At 53.7% G+C, this 21,121-nt stretch carries 16 protein-coding genes; 1 reads left to right on the forward strand and 15 read right to left on the reverse strand.

Features of this window, described 5'->3' with window-relative positions:
• Positions 1-41: 41 nt before the first annotated feature.
• The 5 genes from AC1RKC_RS19840 to AC1RKC_RS19860 form a co-directional block, all read right to left on the reverse strand.
• Complete coding sequence (locus AC1RKC_RS19840) at positions 42-2,183, reverse strand: lysine decarboxylase CadA (RefSeq protein ID WP_020828344.1); 2,142 nt, start codon at positions 2,181-2,183, stop codon at positions 42-44.
• Positions 2,184-2,271: 88 nt separating this feature from the next.
• Positions 2,272-3,621, reverse strand: a complete 1,350-nt coding sequence (cadB, locus tag AC1RKC_RS19845) for a cadaverine/lysine antiporter (RefSeq protein WP_020828345.1) — start codon at positions 3,619-3,621, stop codon at positions 2,272-2,274.
• 365 nt (positions 3,622-3,986) lie between these two features.
• Positions 3,987-5,543: a lysine decarboxylation/transport transcriptional activator CadC gene (gene cadC / locus AC1RKC_RS19850; protein WP_261138824.1), complete on the reverse strand. Its 1,557-nt coding sequence runs from the start codon at positions 5,541-5,543 to the stop codon at positions 3,987-3,989.
• Positions 5,544-5,632: 89 nt separating this feature from the next.
• The gene (locus AC1RKC_RS19855) at positions 5,633-6,022 is read right to left on the reverse strand and encodes a VOC family protein (RefSeq protein WP_020828347.1); all 390 of its coding nucleotides are present in this window, start codon (positions 6,020-6,022) and stop codon (positions 5,633-5,635) included.
• A 123-nt stretch (positions 6,023-6,145) separates the two neighbouring features.
• Complete coding sequence (locus AC1RKC_RS19860) at positions 6,146-6,379, reverse strand: glutaredoxin family protein (protein WP_020828348.1); 234 nt, start codon at positions 6,377-6,379, stop codon at positions 6,146-6,148.
• Positions 6,380-6,528: 149 nt separating this feature from the next.
• Between AC1RKC_RS19860 and AC1RKC_RS19865 the strand changes: the two genes are divergently transcribed.
• Positions 6,529-7,074, forward strand: coding sequence for a MarR family winged helix-turn-helix transcriptional regulator (locus AC1RKC_RS19865; protein ID WP_081667737.1), 546 nt, complete (start codon positions 6,529-6,531; stop codon positions 7,072-7,074).
• Here the strand turns inward: AC1RKC_RS19865 and AC1RKC_RS19870 are convergent.
• The 10 genes from AC1RKC_RS19870 to bamA form a co-directional block, all read right to left on the reverse strand.
• On the reverse strand, positions 7,071-9,215 hold the full coding sequence (locus AC1RKC_RS19870) for a lysine decarboxylase LdcC (protein WP_176984333.1): 2,145 nt from the start codon (positions 9,213-9,215) through the stop codon (positions 7,071-7,073). The genes AC1RKC_RS19865 and AC1RKC_RS19870 overlap by 4 nt on opposite strands.
• 111 nt (positions 9,216-9,326) lie before the next feature.
• On the reverse strand, positions 9,327-10,286 hold the full coding sequence (gene accA / locus AC1RKC_RS19875; protein ID WP_020828351.1) for an acetyl-CoA carboxylase carboxyl transferase subunit alpha: 960 nt from the start codon (positions 10,284-10,286) through the stop codon (positions 9,327-9,329).
• Between the two features lie 12 nt (positions 10,287-10,298).
• Positions 10,299-13,787: a DNA polymerase III subunit alpha gene (dnaE, locus tag AC1RKC_RS19880; protein WP_493092769.1), complete on the reverse strand. Its 3,489-nt coding sequence runs from the start codon at positions 13,785-13,787 to the stop codon at positions 10,299-10,301.
• Between the two features lie 86 nt (positions 13,788-13,873).
• On the reverse strand, positions 13,874-14,467 hold the full coding sequence (rnhB, locus tag AC1RKC_RS19885; RefSeq protein WP_020828353.1) for a ribonuclease HII: 594 nt from the start codon (positions 14,465-14,467) through the stop codon (positions 13,874-13,876).
• A complete protein-coding gene (gene lpxB / locus AC1RKC_RS19890) occupies positions 14,464-15,612 on the reverse strand; it encodes a lipid-A-disaccharide synthase (RefSeq protein ID WP_046372777.1) in 1,149 nt (382 codons plus the stop codon). The genes rnhB and lpxB overlap by 4 nt, the downstream gene beginning before the upstream one ends.
• Before the next feature lie 3 nt (positions 15,613-15,615).
• On the reverse strand, positions 15,616-16,404 hold the full coding sequence (lpxA, locus tag AC1RKC_RS19895; RefSeq protein ID WP_020828355.1) for an acyl-ACP--UDP-N-acetylglucosamine O-acyltransferase: 789 nt from the start codon (positions 16,402-16,404) through the stop codon (positions 15,616-15,618).
• 3 nt (positions 16,405-16,407) lie between these two features.
• Positions 16,408-16,863, reverse strand: coding sequence for a 3-hydroxyacyl-ACP dehydratase FabZ (gene fabZ, locus AC1RKC_RS19900; protein ID WP_017893789.1), 456 nt, complete (start codon positions 16,861-16,863; stop codon positions 16,408-16,410).
• Positions 16,864-17,023: 160 nt separating this feature from the next.
• Entirely contained in the window at positions 17,024-18,046 is a 1,023-nt protein-coding gene (lpxD, locus tag AC1RKC_RS19905; RefSeq protein ID WP_044553121.1) for a UDP-3-O-(3-hydroxymyristoyl)glucosamine N-acyltransferase, read from the reverse strand.
• A 4-nt stretch (positions 18,047-18,050) separates the two neighbouring features.
• Positions 18,051-18,548 (reverse strand): molecular chaperone Skp, encoded by a 498-nt coding sequence (skp, locus tag AC1RKC_RS19910; RefSeq protein ID WP_020828357.1) that lies wholly within the window; start codon positions 18,546-18,548, stop codon positions 18,051-18,053.
• Between the two features lie 158 nt (positions 18,549-18,706).
• Positions 18,707-21,112, reverse strand: coding sequence for an outer membrane protein assembly factor BamA (gene bamA, locus AC1RKC_RS19915; protein WP_020828358.1), 2,406 nt, complete (start codon positions 21,110-21,112; stop codon positions 18,707-18,709).
• Between the last annotated feature and the right edge of the window lie 9 nt (positions 21,113-21,121).

The following is a 21,121-nucleotide window of genomic DNA, read 5'->3' on the forward strand; positions in this document are numbered from 1 at the left end:
AACGACAAAAGGGAGGCGTAAACGCCTCCCCGTTATTTCAGTTATTTATCGTTTTTCAACACCTTCACGGTGTAACGTCCATCCGCCTGACGGTAAGCGCCGTGGATATCAGTTTCGAAGCCCGGATAATGCGCGCCGATTTCGCACAGCATTTGCAGGAACTCCAGTACCGGACGGCTTTCCTCGGTGAGCATTTCACCTGGCATCACCAGTGGAACACCTGGAGGATATGGCAGGATCATGTTGGCATTCACCTTGCCGACCATGTCTTCCAAATAAACCTCTTCCACTTCACCGTGCAGCTCTTTCTGGAACGCATTGAACGGGTTCATGACCAGGGTTGGCAGCACTTCAAATGCGCGGTACATCAGATCCGGCAGGTTGTGCTCAACCACCAGGTTGTGAATGTTCTGCGCCAGATCCTGAATGCGCATGTTTTCATAAAACTCAGGCGCCTCTTTGTACAGTGACGGCAGCATGTTTTTCACCCGCAGGTTCAGGTCGAACGAACGTTTGAAATCAGTCAGGCCGCGCAGCAGGCTGAGGGCTTTGGTTTTGTCGATACCGATGCTGAACAGGAACAGCAGGTTATATGGGCCGGTTTTCTCAACGATGATACCGTGCTCGTCCAGGTATTTAGCAACCAGGCTGGCCGGGATACCAAACTCCTGCATTTCACCCTCTTTACTCATCCCTGGGGTCAGGAGAGTGACTTTGATCGGGTCGAGATACATATGTTCATCGTCGATATTTTTGAAGCCGTGCCAGGCGTTGTCAGACTTCAGCGGCCAGCATTCAGCCTGATCGATGTGTTCTGGCTGCCAGACGTCAAAGAACCAACCTTCGGACTCAACGTTCAGCTGTTTGATTTCTTTACGGAACTTGATAGCACGTTCAATAGAGTCGTTAATCAAACGCTTACCGGCATTGCCTTTCATCATCGCCGCAGCAGTTTCGGTAGATGCCACGATACCGTAGTGCGGTGAAGTGGTGGTTTGCATCATGTAGGCTTCGTTGAAGGTTTCTTCGTTGATATCGCCTTTCACGTGGATCATCGAAGCCTGCGAGAACGCCGCCAGCAGTTTATGGGTGGATTGGGTTTCATAAATCACTTTCCCTTCCACACGGCCGCCGCTCATGCCGCATTTGCCTTTGTAGATCGGGTGGAAATTGGTGTAAGGCACCCAGGCGGAGTCAAAGTGAATAGATTTCACATCCAGCGCGTTCTTAATATGATCGGTGTTGTACAGCAGACCGTCATAGGTAGAGTTGGTGATTACCGCATGCACTGGCCAGGTCGCGTTTGGTGTTTCTTTAACACGTTTGGCGATGGTGTCACGGGCAAACTCACTCTGCGGGATACCACCGAGAATGCCGTAAGCATTACGGGTTGGGCGGAAGTAGATTGGCGTAATATCGCTCATCATCATCAGATGGGTCAGCGATTTGTGGCAGTTACGGTCAATCAATACGGTGCTGCCGGCCGGTGCGGAGTACATGCCGACAATTTTGTTGGCGGTAGAAGTACCGTTAGTCACCATATAGCTGCGTTCAGCGTTGAATACGCGGGCAATATACTCTTCAGCTTCTTTGTGCGGACCGGTGTGGTCCAGCAGTGAACCCAGCTCGGAAACCGAAATAGAAATGTCGGACTTCATGGCGTTGGCGCCAAAGAAATCGTAGAACAGGCTACCGACCGGGCTTTTCTGGAAGGCGGTGCCCCCCATGTGGCCTGGAGTACAGAAGGTGTATTTGCCTTCACGCACATATTTGAACAGCGCTTTGGTCAGCGGTGGCAGGATGGTATCGATGTACTCATCGGTGTTTTGTTTGATCTTGGCAGCGATATCGGTAGCCGCACCCAGCGCATATTCAAAGAAACGCACCTGCATGCGCAGATCGTTCAGGCTGACATCCAGGGTTGAATGCGTATTGGCAAATGCATACAGCGGCATATATTCATTCAACTGGCTGATTTCTTCACACAACTCGAGGTTGTATTTATCCCAGTCGAAAATCACCCCGCACAAGCGTGCATTATTCTCGATCAGCTTTAACAGGTCTTCGCGATCGTTAGGATAGACAACGCGGAAGTCCAGGCTTTCCAATGCTTTGTGCAGTTCGCGGATAGGCTCTTCTTTAAAGTAGACACCCATGTGGTTCATGATAGCTATAACGTTCATAATCATTTCTCCAGGTAAAGCGAGCCCCTTGCCATCACGAGTGACAATTACTGCAAGGGGCTAAATTAAGAAGTGGGTCAGTGCGTGCTTAGTGCGCTTTGGCCGTCGTGTTGCCGTCGAGGGCTACACCGTTGGCTTTGGCGGTCTGACGGGTATTCATTTTGCGGGCGTAGAACATCAGGATGATCAGGCTGATGATGAAGGTACCGGACAGTTCGAACGAGTCGGCACCCATCAGTGCGATGAAGCAGAAGCCACAACCCAGCACCGAGGCAATCAGGCTCAGCAGGTTACGGATATTGACACCTTCGAAGCGGATCAGATCTACGCAGGAGTAGAAGTAAGGCAGCATGGTCAGCAGTACCGCGATACCGGTCAACATGCCGAACAGGTCGGAAGCTTTACCGCCGCCGGAGCTCATGGCCGTAATCAGCACCATCAGCGCAGTCATTTTGCAGCTTGCCAGCAGCAGGCCTTTTTTCGGCACGCCGTTTTTATCGACTTCACCATAAACTTTCGGGAAGTTACCGTCGTTGGCGGCACGTACCCCAGCTTGACCAACCAGCATCATCCAGGAACCAAGTGAAGTGAGGCAGGCAAAGGCGGTGAAGGCAGAAACCATTGGCGCAGCCCAGCCACCCATGATGGTAGAGGCGCTGATAGCGAACGGTGCACCGGAAGCCGCCATCTCAGACGCAGGATACATACCGCTGATGACCTGAGTTGCTGCAACGTAGATGATCCCAGCCAGCGCAGTCCCCAGCATGGTTGCCAGCGGTACGGTACGTTTCGGGTTTTTCACCATGCCGGTGCTTACTGCGGCAGATTCCACGCCGATAAACGCCCACAGGCACAGCAGGATACTTTTGATTACGGCATGGAAATCAGTGGTACCGGAGGTATTCCAGTTAGCTTGATAGGTTGCAGCGTCGAACCAATGCCAGCCTGCTGTCGCAGTCACAATCACCGGGATCAGCACCAATACCAGTCCCATGGTCGTCAAACGACTGACCCATGAACCGCCCAGCAGGTTAATAAAGGTAAACACCCAAACAATAGCAATACAGGCAATACCTGCCGGTACCGGATTATTCAGTGCAGGGAAGAAGGTAGAAAGATAAGAAACCGCGGTGATGCCGATGGCCAAATTACCGATCCAGTTCGCATGGTAATAAAGCACACCGGTTTGGAAACCAAACGCCGGGGAAATTTCACCCGCGTAGGCAATGGGACCGCCCTGTTGAGGATTTTTGGTGGCCAGGCGAGCATATACATAGGCCAGCGACATCGCACCAATAATGGATATTACCCATCCCCAAATAGCGATAGATCCGAGACTTGCCAGGTTCGCGGGTAATAATGCAATGCCGCTCCCCATCATATTACCGGCAACAACACCGGTGCAGGCAATAAGCCCGATTTTCTTGGATGAAGCCATGGTCAGTTTCTCCTGATTTTGATTTCTTATAAGTCCAGGTCGTTATGCAGTTTTGCTAATGACCGGACTTGATGGTCAGGATGCTAAAGAATGGCGTCAGTAAAGTCCTAAAGATAAAGTGATATTACGGTCATGATCATACAAATGATAACTTGAGGTTTTCCATTAACAAATAAAGAGCTAAACACGGCATCAAAAAAAGATAAATATCATTAAAAAACAGCAGGGTAAGTGTGTTATTTTTCACCTACAAACGTGAACAACAGAGAATAAATCACCAACCGATACATTTATTTAATTTAACAAAATCGGCACAATAAATAACACCGCCACTCAAGATATTGAGTCAGCGGTGTTATCGAAGGTTATTCGCCTTGAGTATAGTTATTGAGATAGGGAACGACGGCGTTAATTGAGGTGTGAAATACGGCATTACTGATCCAATGCAGCGTATTTTCTCCAGGACGAAGATTAAAGGCGGTGATATAGGAATCAGCTGCCAGATGGTTATAGCCCTGCATTTCATAAACCTTACCCAGCAATACATAATTCATCCAGGACATCTGTAATTCAATGCCCTTATCAATTGCCTGGTGGGCCTCATCGGTATTCCCCTGCCCCAGCGCTTGTATCGTATGTATTTGCTGAATAATCGGGCTGTCTTTTAACGTCGGCAGCGTATTCAAACGAGCGATTTCAGCCTGCAATTGCGCCAATTGTACGCCGTCAAAGGGTTGATAAGAGTTACGCAATAAATCGGCCAGCGCTTTTTCTGCAGAGAGATAAATAAAATCCGGCGTAATTTTTATCATATCCGCCAGCATATTACTCGCATGGGTCAGTGAGTCGTTATCCCCCTGAATCAAGAGTTGGTGCGCCTGATAATACTGTTGCAAAGCCGGGCCGGAATTCGGCAAAAGCTGGGTCAGGCGCTGCTGCAACTGCGGCGGCCAGGGCTGCTTAAGAGCAGTAGACAGACTGCTGAGGAAATCTTCCTGAATTTTTAGCTGGTTGTCATCGGTCACAAAGTAACGCTTATCCAACATGATGGAACTGTCCGCGTTGTTCACCAGACGCACCGACAGGAAACACTGCTGAGCGCGATAATGGCGCTGATTGACGAACTCAATGGTCAGAGACTTACCCGAACTGCTGGGTCCGGTGTAGTTGTAATTGGTCTGATCATGCACCAGGAAGGTCGAGTAAGTATTCAGCGAGTCCGTCACCACTTCACTCAGGCCAACAACATAAGAGAGCTGCGGCGTCCAGTTGCTGCAACTGTTACCGCCCTGAATACGGATGTCGATATCACGCGGGTTCATCAGCACCGGCATGGTGGATTCCGGTATGCGCTGCGACAAGGTCGCGATGGCAACAAACACCACACAGGCGCTCAACGCAGCAAGAAATGCCAGCCATACCCAGAATGTTGATTGGCGATAAAAACGGGGGGTTGAGGTGACCGACGGCGTTTTTGTCTTGGTTGGTTTGGGCGGCTCATAGGCTACCTCGTCTTCTTCACTGCCGTCGCTGCCATCTTCCGGCTCATGCATGATCACCGCAACCTGCGGCACCGCAGGCGTTGCCACATCGTCCCCTTCACACCACATGACCGGTGCAGCCAGCTTATAGCCGCGTTTGGGTACGGTGATAATGTATTCCGGGCTATTGGTGTCGCCGTCTTTCAGGTATTTGCGCAGCTCGGAAATACTCTGGGTCACCACATGATTGGTGACGATGTTGCGTTTCCATACATTATCGATCAGCTCATCTCGGCTCAGCACCACATCCGGATGCCGGGCGAAATATTGCAGCATATCGATCAGGCGAGGCTCCAACGTCTGTTGGCGCCCGTCACGGCTTATTTTGTTGTCTGCGGGAGTAACTAACCATTCTCCAACGCGAAAAACAGGCTCTTGCATAGTGAACATAACTCAAAAGGGGCGTGCGGCAAGCGCGGGATGATAGCATATGCGGGTGCCGCCTGCGCCGCCTGGTCCCGATTAAGCATTCATAGCTCATATAATTCTAGAGGTAACCCATCCGGATCGCTGAAAAAAGTGAAACGTGACTGGGTGTAAGGATCGATACGCACCGGTTCGCAAACTACCCCAGCATTCTGCAAATGCTGGATGGCCTGCTCGATGTCGTCGACGCTGAACGCCAAATGACGCAAGCCGCAGGCTTCCGGGCGACTGACGCGGGCCGGCGGTGACGGGAAGGAAAACAGTTCGATGGTGTATTGACCGTTGAGCGCCAAATCCGCTTTCCATGAATCGCGCTCCGCACGGTAAAACTCGCCTAATAGGGTGAACCCCAGAATATCGCAGTAAAAATGCTTACTGGCTGCATAATCTGAGCCTATAACTGCGATGTGGTGTACCTGACGTAATGCCAACATTGTGATGCCTCATTGTCTGTCTGATGAGGCAAGGTATCCGGCAGCGGCGGTATCGTCAACGGCAAAAAGCCCCGCTGGATAAGACGGGGCTGTTATTGAGCTATCGGCAATGCAATAGGTCGATCAGGCTTTAAGATCCGCCAATGCCGCACCGTAGTTAATGTGCAGCACCTGCCCATCCACCACCAACGCAGGGACGCTCTGCACCCCGGCTTTTTCCGCATCGGCGATACGCGCCGGCGTTTCGCCCAGATGAACCACGTCCACCTGCACATCCTGGCTCAACAGGCCCAACAACTGCTGCTCTGCGCTCACGCAAACCGGGCAACCGGCATGATAGAAAACGGCCTTAGTCATGATAATTCTCCTTGGTTCTGACTGTTGTGGGTGAACTGCGCACCCATTTAGTTTCGAATCGAAACCAATAGCACAATAAATCCTCCACCATGCCTTGTCAATATAGTTTTTAATCGATACTATTTTACCACACTAGCGAGGATCCCATGTTGACACTGTTTGATTTACTGGAACGACTGAATAGCCTGCAACGCAGCTGGCTGCGGAGTCATGAAGAGCTGGAAAGCCTGCCGCCGGTGCAGCTGAGCGCCTTGTATTACCTGGCACGCTGCAACCATTACTCCAATACGCCGATGGCGGTGGCGGAATATCTCGGCCTGACCAAGGGCACGGTGTCGCAATCGCTGAAAAAGTTGGAAAGTAATGGGATGATCGCCCGTACGGCAGACGAGAAGGACCGCCGCAGCGTCAGGTTAAAGCTGACCGACAAATCGCGCTTGTTGATGGATGCCCTATTCCCGCCAGCCTATTTACAGCAGGCGCAGGATGCCATGCAGCAGGACGGCGGACAGTTGCTGGAATTACTGACGCAGTTGCTGCGTCAGTTGCAAAAACAGGATGATAATGTGGCACTGTTCGGCGAATGTCATCAATGCCGCTATCACCAGCGGCATGACGGGCAGCCATTTTGCGGCCTGACGCAGGAACCGCTGCCGACAAGCAGCGTGAACCTGATCTGCCGTGAGTTTGCTTAAGGCTGCGGTGCTTTGAGTACTTTCACCAGATAACGCCCGTCTTCGGTCAGCTTCGCGCCGTGGATATCGGTTTCAAACCCCGGATAGCGCTCGCCGATAGAACACAACATCAGCAAGAAATCGAGCACTGCTCGGCTCTCTTCGGTGATCATCTCCCCCGGCATCACCAGCGGAACCCCTGGCGGATAAGGCAGGATCATGTTCGCCGCGACTTTGCCGACCAGTTGATCCAACTCGCAGGTTTCCACGTTGCCACGCACCTGCTGCTGGAACATTTGGTGTGGCGTCAGCTTCATTTCTGGCAACACATCAAAAGCCCGCTGCATCAAACCCGGCAGATCGTGCCGACAGATCAAGCTATGGATCCCGGCGGCCAGATCCTGAATACGCATATTACGGTAGAAATCCGGATCCTCGGCATACAGGTCCGGCAGCATGTTCTTCACTCGCAGATTGAGATCGTAAGCGCGTTTAAAGTCGGTCAGGCCACGCAGCAAGCTCATCGCCTTGGTTTTATCAATGCCGATACTGAACAGGAACAGCAGATTATAAGGGCCGGTTTTCTCCACCACGATACCGCGTTCGTCCAGGTATTTCGCCACCAGCGCTGCCGGTATGCCGCTATCTTCTAGCGCGCCAAGCTCATTCATCCCCGGCGTCAGGATGGTGACCTTGATAGGATCGAGATACATGTGATCGCGGTCGGTATTGCCAAAGCCGTGCCAGTTGTCGTCCGGGTTTAGCGGCCAGCACTGCGCTTCGTCAATCTCTTCCGGCTGCCAGATATCGAAGAACCAGCTATCGCTTTCTTCCCGCAAACGCTGCACCTCACGACGGAAATGCAGCGCACGCTCCACCGAGCGGTTAATCAACCTGCGCCCCGGATTACCACGCAGCATCGCCGCCGCGGTCTCCATCGACGCCACGATGCCGTAATTCGGCGAAGTGGTGGTGTGCATCATATAGGCTTCGTTAAAGGTACTTTCGTCATAGTCACCCTTAATGTGGATCATCGAGGCCTGTGAAAACGCCGCCAGCAGTTTATGAGTCGACTGGGTTTCGTAGATCACTTTACCGGGTATACGTTCACCGCTCATGCCGCTCTTGCCGTCATAAATCGGATGGAAATTGGTATAGGGCACCCAGGCGGAATCAAAATGAATTGATGGGACGTCCAGCGTCTGCTTGATGTAATCGGTGTTGTACAGCAGGCCATCGTAGGTCGAGTTAGTGATCACCGCATGGACTGGCCAACTGGCGTTGGCCGTGTCAGCCACCCGAGCGGCAATGCTGTCATGGGTGAATTCACGCTGTGGGATCCCGCCAAGAATCCCGTAGGCATTGCGCAGCGGGCGCAAATAAATCGGCACGATATCGCTCATCATCAGCAGATGGCACAGGGACTTATGGCAGTTGCGGTCGATCAATACCGTGCTGCCAGTCGGTGCCGAATACATGCCGACAATTTTATTGGCGGTAGAGGTGCCGTTGGTCACCAGATAACTTTGCTCGGCGTTAAAGGTGCGCGCAATATACTCTTCGGCCTCCAGGTGAGGGCCAGTGTGATCCAGCAGCGAGCCCAGCTCGGTGACCGAAATCGACACGTCGGCTTTCAGAGTATTGGCACCGAAAAAATCGTAAAACAGGCAACCGACCGGGCTCTTCTGAAAGGCGGTACCGGCCATGTGGCCGGGAGTACAGAAGGTGTATTTCCCTTCATGCACGTAATTGAACAGTGCCTTGGTCAGCGGCGGTGTAATAGTATCGATGTATTCAGCGGTATATTGCTGGATGCGCTGCGCAATATCATCTGCCGCATTCAGGCCGTACTCGAAGAAATACAGCACCATACGCATTTCATGCAGGCTAACGTCAAAGGTGGAATGCGTGTTGATAAACGCATACAGCGGCAGATACTCGTTGAGCTCGTTGATCTCGCTGCACAATTCCAGGCTGTAGTCATCCCAGTCGAAAATCACGCCGCAAATGCGTGCGTTAGCTTCGATCAGCTTCAACAAATCGCCGCTGTTTTTGGGATACACCAGTTGGAAGTTCATCGCAGCCAGTGCGGTGTGAAGCTCGCGGATCGGCTCGTCTTTGTAATAAACGCCCGCTGGGCTCATGATCGCGATGATATTCATCGGCTGCTCCTGTCAGTTAACCACCAAACCTCTATAACAACATGAAAATACTGCGGTGTGTAGACAAAAAAAAACCGCCCGAAGGCGGTTTCTTGCAACGCGTGACAGCACTCAGCAATAGCCGTAGTTCATCAGGCGCTGGTAGCGGCGGTTAAGCAGCTCTTCGGTGTTCAGGCCGTCGAGATCTTTCAGATCGGCCAGCAGCTGCGCTTTCAGCGCTTCCGCCATCGCCGGCACATCGCGGTGAGCAGAGCCCAGCGGTTCCGGGATCACCGAGTCGATCAGCTTCAGCTCTTTCAGCCGCGGTGCGGTAATGCCCATGGCTTCTGCGGCAATCGGCGCTTTGTCGGCGCTTTTCCACAGAATGGAAGCACAACCTTCCGGTGAGATCACCGAATAGGTGCTGTACTGCAGCATGTTCACTTTGTCGCCCACGCCAATGGCCAATGCGCCACCGGAACCGCCTTCGCCGATCACCGTACAGATCACCGGAATTTTCAGGCGAGACATTTCACGCAGGTTATGGGCAATCGCTTCTGACTGGCCACGCTCTTCCGCGCCCACGCCCGGGTAGGCCCCAGGGGTGTCGATGAAAGTGATCAGCGGCATCTTGAAGCGAGAGGCCATTTCCATCAGGCGCAGCGCTTTGCGATAGCCTTCTGGTGCCGGCATGCCGAAGTTACGGCGGATTTTCTCTTTGGTCTCGCGGCCTTTCTGATGCCCGATGATCATCACCGGACGGCCATCCAGGCGCGCAATGCCACCGACAATCGCTTTGTCATCGGCATAGGTGCGATCACCCGCCAGCTCTTCGAAGTCGGTAAAGATGTGTTTGATATAATCCAGGGTATAAGGACGGCGCGGGTGGCGTGCCAATTGGGCAACTTGCCAGGCCCCAAGATCGGAGAAAATCTTGCGCGTCAGCTCAACGCTCTTTTCACGAAGGCGCTGAACCTCTTCGTCCAGATTAATATCTAATTTTTCGTCTTGACGGCTGACTGCAGTCAGCGAGTCAATTTTCGCTTCCAGCTCTGCAATCGGCTGTTCAAAATCAAGAAAATTCAGACTCATAGCATTCCTATTTTAGTCAAATTCCAGTTCCACCTGCTCATTACCTACCAAAGTCCGCAAATCTATCAATAAGCGGTCGGTGGGCGTCACGCGCCAGGTTGCGCCAAAACGCAGCTTGGCCCGCGCATCTTCCCGTTGATAGTAAAGATGCACTGGAATCGTCCCCGAGCGATGGGGTTCCAAAGACTGACGGAGACGGTTCAAAAGCTGGTCATCAATTTGCCTGTCCGTCAGCGAGATAGCAAGTCCGCGAGCGTATTTTTCACGGGCTTCACTGATATCCATTAGCTCGCGGGCGGTCATTTTAAGCCCGCCGCTAAAGTCATCAAAGCTGACCTGTCCACTGGCGATCAGGATACGGTCTTTTTCCAATAAATGCTGGTATTTTTCTAACGCATCGGTGAATAACATCACCTCCAGACGGCCAGAGCGGTCATCCAGAGTACAGATCCCGATGCGGTTACCGCGCTTGGTGACCATAACCCGCGAGGCGATCACCAGCCCAACGGCGGTGGTCATTTTGCCCCGATCCGTCGGGTGCATATCTTTCAAACGCTGGCCACCGGCGTAGCGTTCGATCTCCTTCAGGTACTGGGTGATTGGGTGGCCGGTGAGGTACAACCCCAACGTTTCCCGTTCACCGTCCAGCACCACCTGCTCCTGCCAGCGGGGCACGTTGGCGTAGGATTGCTCCACTTGCTCAGGCGCTTCCGCCAGTACGCCAAACATGTCCACCTGGCCGATCGCTTCGGCTTTGGCATGCTGATCGGCCGCTTTTAACGCATCGGGCAAAGAGTTCATCAATGCGGCGCGGTGTGGCCCAAGACGGTCGAACGCCCCGGACATGATCAGCTTTTCCAGAATGCGGCGGTTAATTTTTTTGATGTCAGAGCGCGCGCACAGATCGAACAGGTCTTTAAAGTAGCCCTGTTCACCGCTGTTGCGCGCTTCCAGAATGGCTTCAATCGGCCCTTCCCCGACGCCTTTGATGGCGCCGATACCGTAAACGATCTCGCCTTCATCGTTAACGTGGAAATGGTACTGGCCGCTGTTGATGTCCGGCGGCAGGATTTTCAGCCCCATACGCCAGCACTCATCCACCAGCCCCACCACCTTATCGGTGTTGTCCATATCGGCGGTCATTACCGCCGCCATAAACTCGGCCGGGTAGTGTGCCTTCAGCCACAGCGTCTGGTAGGACACCAACGCATAGGCGGCGGAGTGCGACTTGTTGAAGCCATAACCGGCGAATTTTTCCACCAGATCGAAGATTTTTACCGACAGTTCGCCGTCGATGCCGCGTGCTTTTGCCCCATCCTCGAAACCGCCACGCTGCTTGGCCATTTCAACCGGGTTCTTTTTACCCATCGCACGGCGCAGCATGTCCGCGCCGCCCAGCGAATACCCGGCCAGTACCTGGGCAATCTGCATAACCTGTTCTTGATACAGGATAATGCCGTAGGTCGGCTCCAGCACCGGCTTGAGCGACTCATGCTGCCACTGGATATCCGGGTAGGAAATTTCTTCGCGGCCGTGCTTGCGGTCGATAAAGTTATCTACCATGCCTGACTGCAGAGGACCAGGGCGGAACAGCGCCACCAGTGCGATCATGTCTTCGAAACAGTCGGGCTTCAGACGTTTGATCAAATCCTTCATGCCGCGCGATTCAAGCTGGAAGACCGCGGTGGTCTCCGAACGCTGCAGCATGTCGAAGCTTTTTTTGTCTTCGAGCGGGATGGCGGCGATATCAATCGGCTCCAGCCCGGTTTTGGCGCGCCGGGCGTTAATCATTTCCAACGCCCAGTCGATGATAGTCAGGGTACGCAAGCCGAGGAAGTCGAACTTCACAAGCCCGGCGTATTCCACGTCGTTCTTGTCGAACTGGGTAACAGGATGCTGCCCCTCGGCGTCACAATACAACGGCGCGAAGTCGGTGATTTTAGTCGGCGCGATCACCACGCCCCCGGCGTGTTTACCGGCGTTACGTGTGACCCCTTCCAGCTTGCGCGCCATGTCGATCAGCGCTTTGACTTCCTCATCGGCCTCGTAAATTTCCGGCAGTTGGGGTTCGGCAGCAAAGGCTTTTTCCAGAGTCATGCCCGGATCGGGCGGCACCAGTTTGGAGATGCGGTCGACGAAGCCATAGGGGTGGCCCAGCACGCGACCCACGTCGCGAATAACCGCTTTCGCCGCCATGGTACCGAAGGTGATGATTTGCGATACCGCCTCACGGCCGTACATATCCGCCACGTGCTCAATCACCAGATCGCGTTTTTCCATGCAGAAATCGACGTCGAAGTCGGGCATCGAAACACGTTCCGGGTTAAGGAAGCGTTCAAACAGCAGGTCAAATTCCAACGGGTCAAGATCGGTGATTTTCAGTGCATAGGCTACTAAAGAACCGGCACCGGAACCACGCCCCGGGCCAACCGGCACGTTGTTATCCTTTGACCACTGGATGAACTCCATCACGATCAGGAAGTAACCCGGGAAACCCATCTGGTTGATCACGTTCAGTTCAATATCCAGACGTTCATCGTATTCAGGGCGGCGTTGAGCGCGCACCTCTGGGTCTGGGAACAGGAGCTCCAGGCGATCTTCCAGCCCTTCCTTCGACTTGAGGATCAGGAAGTCCTCGGTGCTCATATCACCGGTCGGGAACTGCGGCAGGAAGTACTCGCCGAGGCGAATAGTCACGTTACAACGCTTGGCGATCTCTACGCTGTTGAGCAACGCTTCCGGGATGTCGGCAAACAGCTCGCACATCTCGTCTTCGTTACGCATGTATTGCTGCGCCGTATAGTTACGTGGGCGCTTGGGATCGTCCAGCGTGAAGCCGTCATGAATGGCGACGCGGATTTCGTGGGCGTCAAAGTCATCCTCGACCAGAAAGCGCACGTCGTTAGTGGCCACCACCGGCAATCCGCGTTCAGTGGCCAGCGCCACTGCGGCGTGCAGATAGTTTTCTTCGTCCGGCCGACCGGTACGGATCAGTTCGAGGTAATAGCTGTCAGGGAAGTATTGCTGATAGAACTCCAGGCACTGCTCCACCTGCGGCTGGTTGCCGCGCAGCAGAAACTTGCCGACGTCCCCCTGGCGCGCGCCAGAGAGCAAAATCAGCCCTTCACGGTGCTCAATCAACCAGTCCCGATCAATAGTCGGACCGGCGGCACCGTAACCACGCTGATAAGCGCGGGAAATCAGCAACGTCAGGTTTTGGTAACCTTCATTATTGGCGGCCAGCACGGTGAGCTGCGCCAGCTCATCGCCCAGCACTTCGCTTTGCACATGAAAATCCGCGCCGATGATCGGTTTGATCCCGGCGCCGTGCGCGCTGCCATAAAACTTCACCAGACCACACAGGTTGGTAAAGTCGGTAATTGCCAAAGCAGGCATGGCTAACGCGGCGGCTCTCTTCACCAACGGCCCAATCTTGGCCAATCCATCTATCATGGAGTAGTCGCTATGAACGCGCAGGTGAATAAAACGAGGTTCGGCCATATCCAGATACCTGAATCTAGGGGCTCAGCGGACTGAACCCGGGTTAACGCTATCGCTTGTCTGGCCCGGATAACCAGGCCTGCAGATTACAGCCCCAGCGCCCTTCTTACCGGGGCAAAACTGCGGCGGTGATGCTCGGTCGCACCCAGAGCGGCCAGCCGCTCCAGATGGAAGGCGGTCGGGTAGCCCTTATGCTGCGCAAAACCGTAATCGGGGAACACAAGATCCAACTCGGCCATTTCGCGGTCACGCGTTACCTTAGCCAGAATGGATGCCGCGCTGATTTCCGCCACGCGACTGTCTCCCTTCACGACCGCCTGCGAACGCATCGGCAATTTCGGGCAGCGATTACCGTCGATCAATACCATGTCCGGCGCGATATGCAAACCGGCCACAGCACGCTGCATCGCCAGCATAGTGGCATGCAGAATGTTCAGTTGGTCGATTTCTTCTGGCTCAGCGCGGCCCAGGCTCCAGGACAGCGCTTTCTCGACGATCTCGTCATACAGCGCCAGGCGGCGCTTCTCACTGAGCTTCTTCGAGTCCGCCAGGCCAACGATCGGCCGTGCGGGATCGAGGATCACCGCAGCGGTGACCACTGCGCCAACCAAAGGGCCACGGCCCACTTCGTCCACGCCTGCAATTAGCGTGGCGACAGGATAGATGAAGGGTTCAATCATGCTTTTGCCAGCTCCAACACAGCCTGAGCGGCCTGTTCATCGGCACCGCAACGGATGCTTTGGTGCAAGGTCAGGAAAGTCTGTTTCAGTTCGTCAGTTTGCGGGCCGTCTTCCAGCAGCGGCATTACCGCCGCCGCCAGCTTATCCGGCACGCAGTCATGCTGCAGCAGTTCGGTGACGATTTCACGGCCTGCCAACAGATTAGGCAGCGAAACATACGGCGTCTTCACTAACCGCTGCGCCAGCCAGAAGGTGAACGGTTTCATGCGGTAACCCACCACCATCGGACATTTGGCCAGCATGCACTCCAGTGCGGCGGTACCTGAAGCCAGTAATGCCGCGTCGCTGGCAACCATCGCCTCACGCCCTTGGCCGTTCAGCAGATGGACACGTAGCTCTGGCGCCACTTCAGCTTTGATCCGCTCGAACTGTTCGCGTCGTTTGGCGTTAACCAGCGGCACCACCAGCTCAAGGTCGGGATAACGGGTACGCAGCAACTGCGCCGTTTTCAGGAAATCGGCGCTCAGCATCTCAACTTCTGCGCTTCGGCTGCCCGGCAACAGGGCCAGACAACGCGCATCGGGTGCGATGCCAAGCGTAGCGCGCGCAGCCAATTTGTCCGCCTGCAGCGGCATGGCATCAGCCATGGTGTGGCCGATAAACCGGCAGGGAACGTTAAAACGATCGTAAAACGCTTTTTCGAAAGGGAGAAACGCCAGCACCAGATCGGTGGCTTTGCCAATTTTGAAAACGCGCTTTTGACGCCAGGCCCAGACGGACGGGCTGACATAGTGAATAGTGCGAATGCCGTGTTGTTTCAGACGACCTTCCAGGGTGATATTGAAGTCCGGCGCGTCGATACCCACAAACACGTCCGGCTTCAGATCGCTGAACCGGCGGGTAAGATCCTTACGGATCTTTAACAGGCGTGGCAGGCGCTCAAGCACCTCCACCACGCCCATTACCGCCAGCTCTTCCATTTCGTACCAGGTTTCACAGCCTTCAGCCTGCATCAGCGGGCCAGCGACGCCAACAAAACGCGCGTCGGGGACTTGCGCCTTAAGCGCACGGATCAAACCGGCGCCAAGAATATCACCGGAGGTTTCTCCGGCGACCAATCCGATAGTCAATGGGCGATTTTGCATAGGTCAGCGAATAATACCGCGGGTTGAGCGGCCAAAGAAATCCAGGAACTGCTGCACCACCGGCTGCTCTTTTGCCAGGGTTTCGATTTCTGTTTTCGCTTCATCCAGCGTTTTCTCGCTGCGATAAAGGATCTTGTAGGCGTTACGGATTGCCTGCATTTGATCTTTATCGAAACCACGACGCTTCAGGCCCACGGCGTTAACGCCGAATGGCGTGGCGTGGTTACCCTGCGCGATGACAAAAGGAGGCACGTCTTGGGCAACACCGGAACAACCGCCCACCATCACGTGGGTGCCGATGATGCAGAACTGGTGGATAGCCGTCATGCCGCCAATAATGGCATGGTCGTCAATTTCCACATGCCCGGCAAGCGTAGCATTGTTCGCCAAGATACAGGAATTACCCACCACACAGTCGTGCGCAACGTGCACGTTAACCATCAGCAGGTTGTCATTACCTACCTTGGTCAACCCTGTGCCCTGCGCTGTGCCGCGATGAATGGTCACGCTTTCGCGAATGCGATTGCGATCGCCAATCTCGACACGCGTAGGTTCGCCCGCGTATTTCAGATCCTGATTCACTTCACCAATAGAGGCAAATTGATAGATCTGGTTGTCGCGACCGATTTTGGTCAGGCCATTCACCACAATGTGGGACTTCAGTACCGTGCCTTCGCCGATTTCCACCTGGGAGCCGACGTAACAGAAGGGACCGATGTGCGCACCAGCGCCGATAACGGCACCTTCTTCAATAATCGCGCTAGGATGGATAAAGGCGGTTTTGTCGATCACGGATTAAGCCTCCCGGCTGCGCGCACACATCATGGTTGCTTCGCAGACAATTTTGCCGTCGACGGTTGCCACGCCTTTAAAGCGCGTCAGACCACGACGTGTTTTCTCAAAGGTGACTTCCATGATCATCTGATCACCAGGCACGACCGGGCGTTTGAAGCGGGCTTCATCGATACCGGCGAAGTAATACAGCTCGCCCGGTTCCAGTTTGCCGACGCTTTTAAACGCCAGAATACCTGTGGCCTGCGCCATGGCTTCCAGAATCAATACGCCTGGAAAAATCGGCTTACCAGGGAAGTGTCCCTGGAAAAACGGCTCATTTACAGATACGTTCTTCACCGCACGCAGGAATTTGTGCTCCTCAAACTCGAGGACGCGATCAACCAGCAAGAACGGGTAACGGTGAGGAAGCAACTCTAAAATTTCTGCAATATCCAGAGTATGAGTGTCAGTAGTCAAAATACTCTTCCTGTCTCTAAAAACTGATGGCATCAACAACACGGCCTGCGCTGACCCCAAAAGGAGATCATCATGCAGGCCGCAAATTAACAACTCTTTGCGCTTTTGGTCTCATGACCAACGCGTTTCGTTTTGTACCCAGTCAGGCGGGCGGTAGTGATTAGTCTTTTCCGACTTTTCGTTCGACAGCTTTTAAGCGCTTGCTAATCTCATCGATATTCATCACCAACGCAGCGGTTTTACGCCAAACTTTGTTGGGTTGTAACGGAATGCCCGAAGAGTATACCCCAGGTTCGGTGATTGGTCGCATAACCATTCCCATTCCGGTGACAACAACCTTGTCGGCGATCTCCATGTGACCATTGATCACGCTGGCTCCACCGATCTGGCAGTAGCGGCCGATTTTCAGGCTGCCCGCCATGATAACACCGCCGGCAACGGCAGTATTGTCGCCAATCACAACGTTATGTGCAATCTGGCATTGGTTGTCGATGATAACACCATTCCCGATCTGGGTGTTATCCAACGCGCCGCGGTCAATGGTGGTGCAAGCGCCGATTTCGACGCGATCGCCGATAATCACCGTGCCCAACTGAGGAATTTTAATCCAGTTGCCGCGTTCGTTGGCATAGCCGAAACCATCAGCACCAATCACGGTGCCCGATTGGATCAGACAGTGCTGACCGATCTCGACTTCATGATAAATCGTTACGTTAGCCCACAGACGCGTTCCTGCGCCAATGCGTGCACGTTTGCCGATAAAACAGCCCGGACCGATAACCACGTTATCGCCAAGGACTGCGCCCGACTCGATCACCGCATTTGCTCCGATAGCCACGTTCTGCCCCAAGGTGGCTTCAGGGGAAATAACCGCGCTAGGGGCGATATCCTGGGCCGGAGAGGGAGTGGTGTCCATCAGTTGCGCCATGCGCGCGTAGGTCAGGTAAGGGTTTTTAACCACCAGCGCCGCAGAACGGCAGTGTGGTAAATCCGCCTCGGTAAGCACGACTGCGCTTGCCTGGCAGGAAGCCAGCTGCTCTTGATAGCGGCTGTTTGACAAAAACGTGATTTGGCCAGCCTGTGCCGAATGCATAGAAGCAATGCCGGTGATGACGAGATCGCCATCACCGTGCAATTGTGCATCCAACTGCTGCGCTAAATCAGCCAGTCGAATAGAAGGCATGTTGTTATTTAACCTGTTTCAGCACGTCAGCAGTAATGTCTTTAGAAGAACCTGCGTAGGCAACGGCGTTAGCATCGATCACTACGTCATAGCCTTCTTTGCTGGCAACAGATTTCACAGCGTCCTGAATACGGCTCAGGATTTTGTTACGCTCTTCCATCTGGCGGCGACGGTTGTCCTGCTCAAAAGCCTGGGCTTTCTGAGAGAACTGCTCGCGCTGTGCCATCACGTCTTTTTCAAGCTTGCTGCGATCGCTGGCTTTCATGGTAGCGCCATCACGCTGCAGACGTTGCATTTTGGTCTGAAGGCTACGCTCCATGTTCTGAAGCTCACCCGCACGGCCTTTGAACTCGTTTTCCAGCTGTTTAGCTACGGTTTCACGAGCCGGCAACTGTTGGAAAATGCTGGAGACGTTAACTACAGCGATCTTATCTGCTGCCTGAACGCCAGCTGAAGCAGCCATTGCTAAACCGAGGCCTGCGGCACACAACCACTTTTTCACTATAAACTCCTTACCATCACCCATTTGTGCCATATGACACTTGAAGTACACAATCTGCCAGACTTATCCCGCAAAACAATGAGAATCATCTCTGTGTTTTGACAGGCGCCTGGCATTTGCGATTCTTAATAACTGCTTATGCCCAGAAGCTCGACCTGTTACCAGGTCTTACCAATGTTAAATTGGAACTGTTCGGACTTGTCGCCTTCGTATTTCTTGATCGGGTTGGCATAAGAGAACACCAATGGCCCCAAAGGTGACATCCACTGCAAGGCGATACCGGCAGAAACGCGGATATTGCTCGCTTTACTGTAGTCCGGAATATCGTACATGCTGGTTTCGGAAGAGTTCTTCCAGTTGGTATCCCATACGGTACCCGCGTCCATGAACAAGGAAGTACGCACTGAGTTAGCGTATTTCTCGCTGATGAATGGCGTCGGCGTAATCAGTTCCATACTGGCGACAGCCATGGCGTTACCACCAACCGCATCGTCCGAATTACAAATCGGCGTGCCGTTGCTGCAGCTATACGAGTTGGAATTGTAGTACGCCGCTTTTGGACCGATGGTGTTCGAACCGAAACCACGCACGGTGCTGGAGCCGCCGGCGTAGAAGTTCTCGTAGAACGGCATTTCCTTGCCGCCCAGACCATCTGCATAACCCAGACGACCACGACCCAACAGCACCCAGGTGCGATCGTCGTTGATTGGGACGTATTGCACGCTGTCCAGCGTCAGTTTGTAGTATTCGTTATCCGACCCTGGAATGGTCACTTTACCATTCAGGGTGGTACGGTTACCCGACGTTGGGAAATAACCACGGTCCAGGTTGTTGTAGGTCCAACCCAGGTTCAGCGTGAAGTCATCCGCAGAGTAGCTGGCACGGTCAGTCTTGTTCGGATCCAGACCCATGGAGTCCAGATAACGCCACATGGCAACCTGCGGCTGCATGTTAGACAGGCCGTTATGTACGTAACCCAAACCGGTACGCAACGAGTTGTTTTCGTTGATCGGGAAGCCCAAGGTACCGTCTATGCCGTAACTCTTGTTGGTATAGTCGGACAGGTCCGCGTCATCCGCTTTAAAGTCGTTGTAGAAGATACGCCCACCCAAACTCACACCGTCAACGGTGAAGTACGGGTTGGTTACCGACAGTTCGGTGTAAGTCTGGTAGTCGTTTTTGGTGCCGCTGATACCGACGGAATAGCCAGTACCCAGCCAGTTGTCCTGCTGGACCCCCGCCTGGAAGCTCACGCCGCTCTCGGTGCCGTAGCCGACGCCGAAGTTGAAGGTACCGGTGTTACGCTCTTTCACTTTGTAAGTGACGTCTACCTGATCCGCAGTGCCAGGCACGCGCTGGGTTTCCACATCTACCGTTTCAAAATAACCCAAACGGTTCAGACGTTCTTTACCCTGCTCGACCTGAGCGTTGCCCAACCACGCACCTTCCATCTGACGCATTTCACGGCGCAGTACGGAGTCTTTACTGGTGTCGTTGCCTTCGAACTTGATGCGACGCACATAGAAACGGTTACCCGCATCAATGTTTACGTGCAGCTTCACGGTTTTATCCGCATCGTTAATTTCAGGCTGTGTAGAAACACGCGGGTAGGCATAACCGTAACGGCCCAACATCGTTTTGATGTTGTCTTCCATTTTGGTCACTTTGCTGCCGTTATACAGCTCACCCGGTTCAATCTTGGTCAACTGAGCGACTTCCGCCGAGTGACCGGCCAGATTGCCGTTCACCATCACGCCGGTGAGCTTGTACTGCTCGCCTTCAGTGATGTTGATGGTGATGTAGATGCCTTTTTTGTCCGGCGTCAGGCTGACCTGAGTCGAATCGATATTAAAGCGCGCGTAGCCGCGGTCCAGATAGAAACTGCGCAGGGTTTCAAGGTCACCCGCCAGCTTTTGTTTCTGGTATTTGCGATCGCCAACCAGGTTCCACCACGGCACTTCATCACGCAGTTGGAAGCGTGAAATCAGCTCATCGTTAGTGAAGGCATGGTTGCCGACAATGTTGATTTGTTGAATCTTGGCGGAAACCCCTTCCGTGAACACCAGTTTCAGGTCGACACGGTTACGCGGCAACGGCGTGACAACGGCTTTCACCGAGGCGCTGTATTTACCGACGCTGTAATAGAAGTCTTCCAGCCCTTTTTCAATGCTGGATATCGTGGTGCGGTCAAGCGCTTCGCCAACCCGAACGCCAGAGGCCTCCAGGTTTTGCTTGAGCATGTCATCCTTCACCGACTTGTTGCCGGAGAAAGTGATGCTGGCAATGGTAGGGCGTTCCTTAACCTGAACAATCAGCGTATTACCATCGCGCAGCACGCGAACGTCCTCGAAGTTGCCAGTGGCAAACAAGGCACGGATGGTATTACTGATATCATCGTCAGAGACGGTATCGCCTACGCGAACCGGCATGTTGAGTAACGCCGCACCGACGGCGACTCGCTGCAGGCCTTCGAAATGAATATCTTTCACTACGAACCCGTCTGCACCGTATACGGTGGCGCTGCCAAACAGCAGCGACGCTATGAGCAACTTTTTCATCGCCATCGTTGTTAT

The organism is Serratia sp. GW822-FHT06E05 (assembly GCF_058799445.1).

What these genes read in the sequence shown, in the direction of transcription:
- AC1RKC_RS19840 (WP_020828344.1), bottom strand. Translation starts at nt 2,183, where the DNA reads ATGAACGTTATAGCTATCATGAACCACATGGGTGTCTACTTTAAAGAA.
- cadB (WP_020828345.1), bottom strand. Translation starts at nt 3,621, where the DNA reads ATGGCTTCATCCAAGAAAATCGGGCTTATTGCCTGCACCGGTGTTGTT.
- cadC (WP_261138824.1), bottom strand. Translation starts at nt 5,543, where the DNA reads ATGCAAGAGCCTGTTTTTCGCGTTGGAGAATGGTTAGTTACTCCCGCA.
- AC1RKC_RS19855 (WP_020828347.1), bottom strand. Translation starts at nt 6,022, where the DNA reads ATGTTGGCATTACGTCAGGTACACCACATCGCAGTTATAGGCTCAGAT.
- AC1RKC_RS19860 (WP_020828348.1), bottom strand. Translation starts at nt 6,379, where the DNA reads ATGACTAAGGCCGTTTTCTATCATGCCGGTTGCCCGGTTTGCGTGAGC.
- AC1RKC_RS19870 (WP_176984333.1), bottom strand. Translation starts at nt 9,215, where the DNA reads ATGAATATCATCGCGATCATGAGCCCAGCGGGCGTTTATTACAAAGAC.
- accA (WP_020828351.1), bottom strand. Translation starts at nt 10,286, where the DNA reads ATGAGTCTGAATTTTCTTGATTTTGAACAGCCGATTGCAGAGCTGGAA.
- dnaE (WP_493092769.1), bottom strand. Translation starts at nt 13,787, where the DNA reads ATGGCCGAACCTCGTTTTATTCACCTGCGCGTTCATAGCGACTACTCC.
- rnhB (WP_020828353.1), bottom strand. Translation starts at nt 14,467, where the DNA reads ATGATTGAACCCTTCATCTATCCTGTCGCCACGCTAATTGCAGGCGTG.
- lpxB (WP_046372777.1), bottom strand. Translation starts at nt 15,612, where the DNA reads ATGCAAAATCGCCCATTGACTATCGGATTGGTCGCCGGAGAAACCTCC.
- lpxD (WP_044553121.1), bottom strand. Translation starts at nt 18,046, where the DNA reads ATGCCTTCTATTCGACTGGCTGATTTAGCGCAGCAGTTGGATGCACAA.
- bamA (WP_020828358.1), bottom strand. Translation starts at nt 21,112, where the DNA reads ATGGCGATGAAAAAGTTGCTCATAGCGTCGCTGCTGTTTGGCAGCGCC.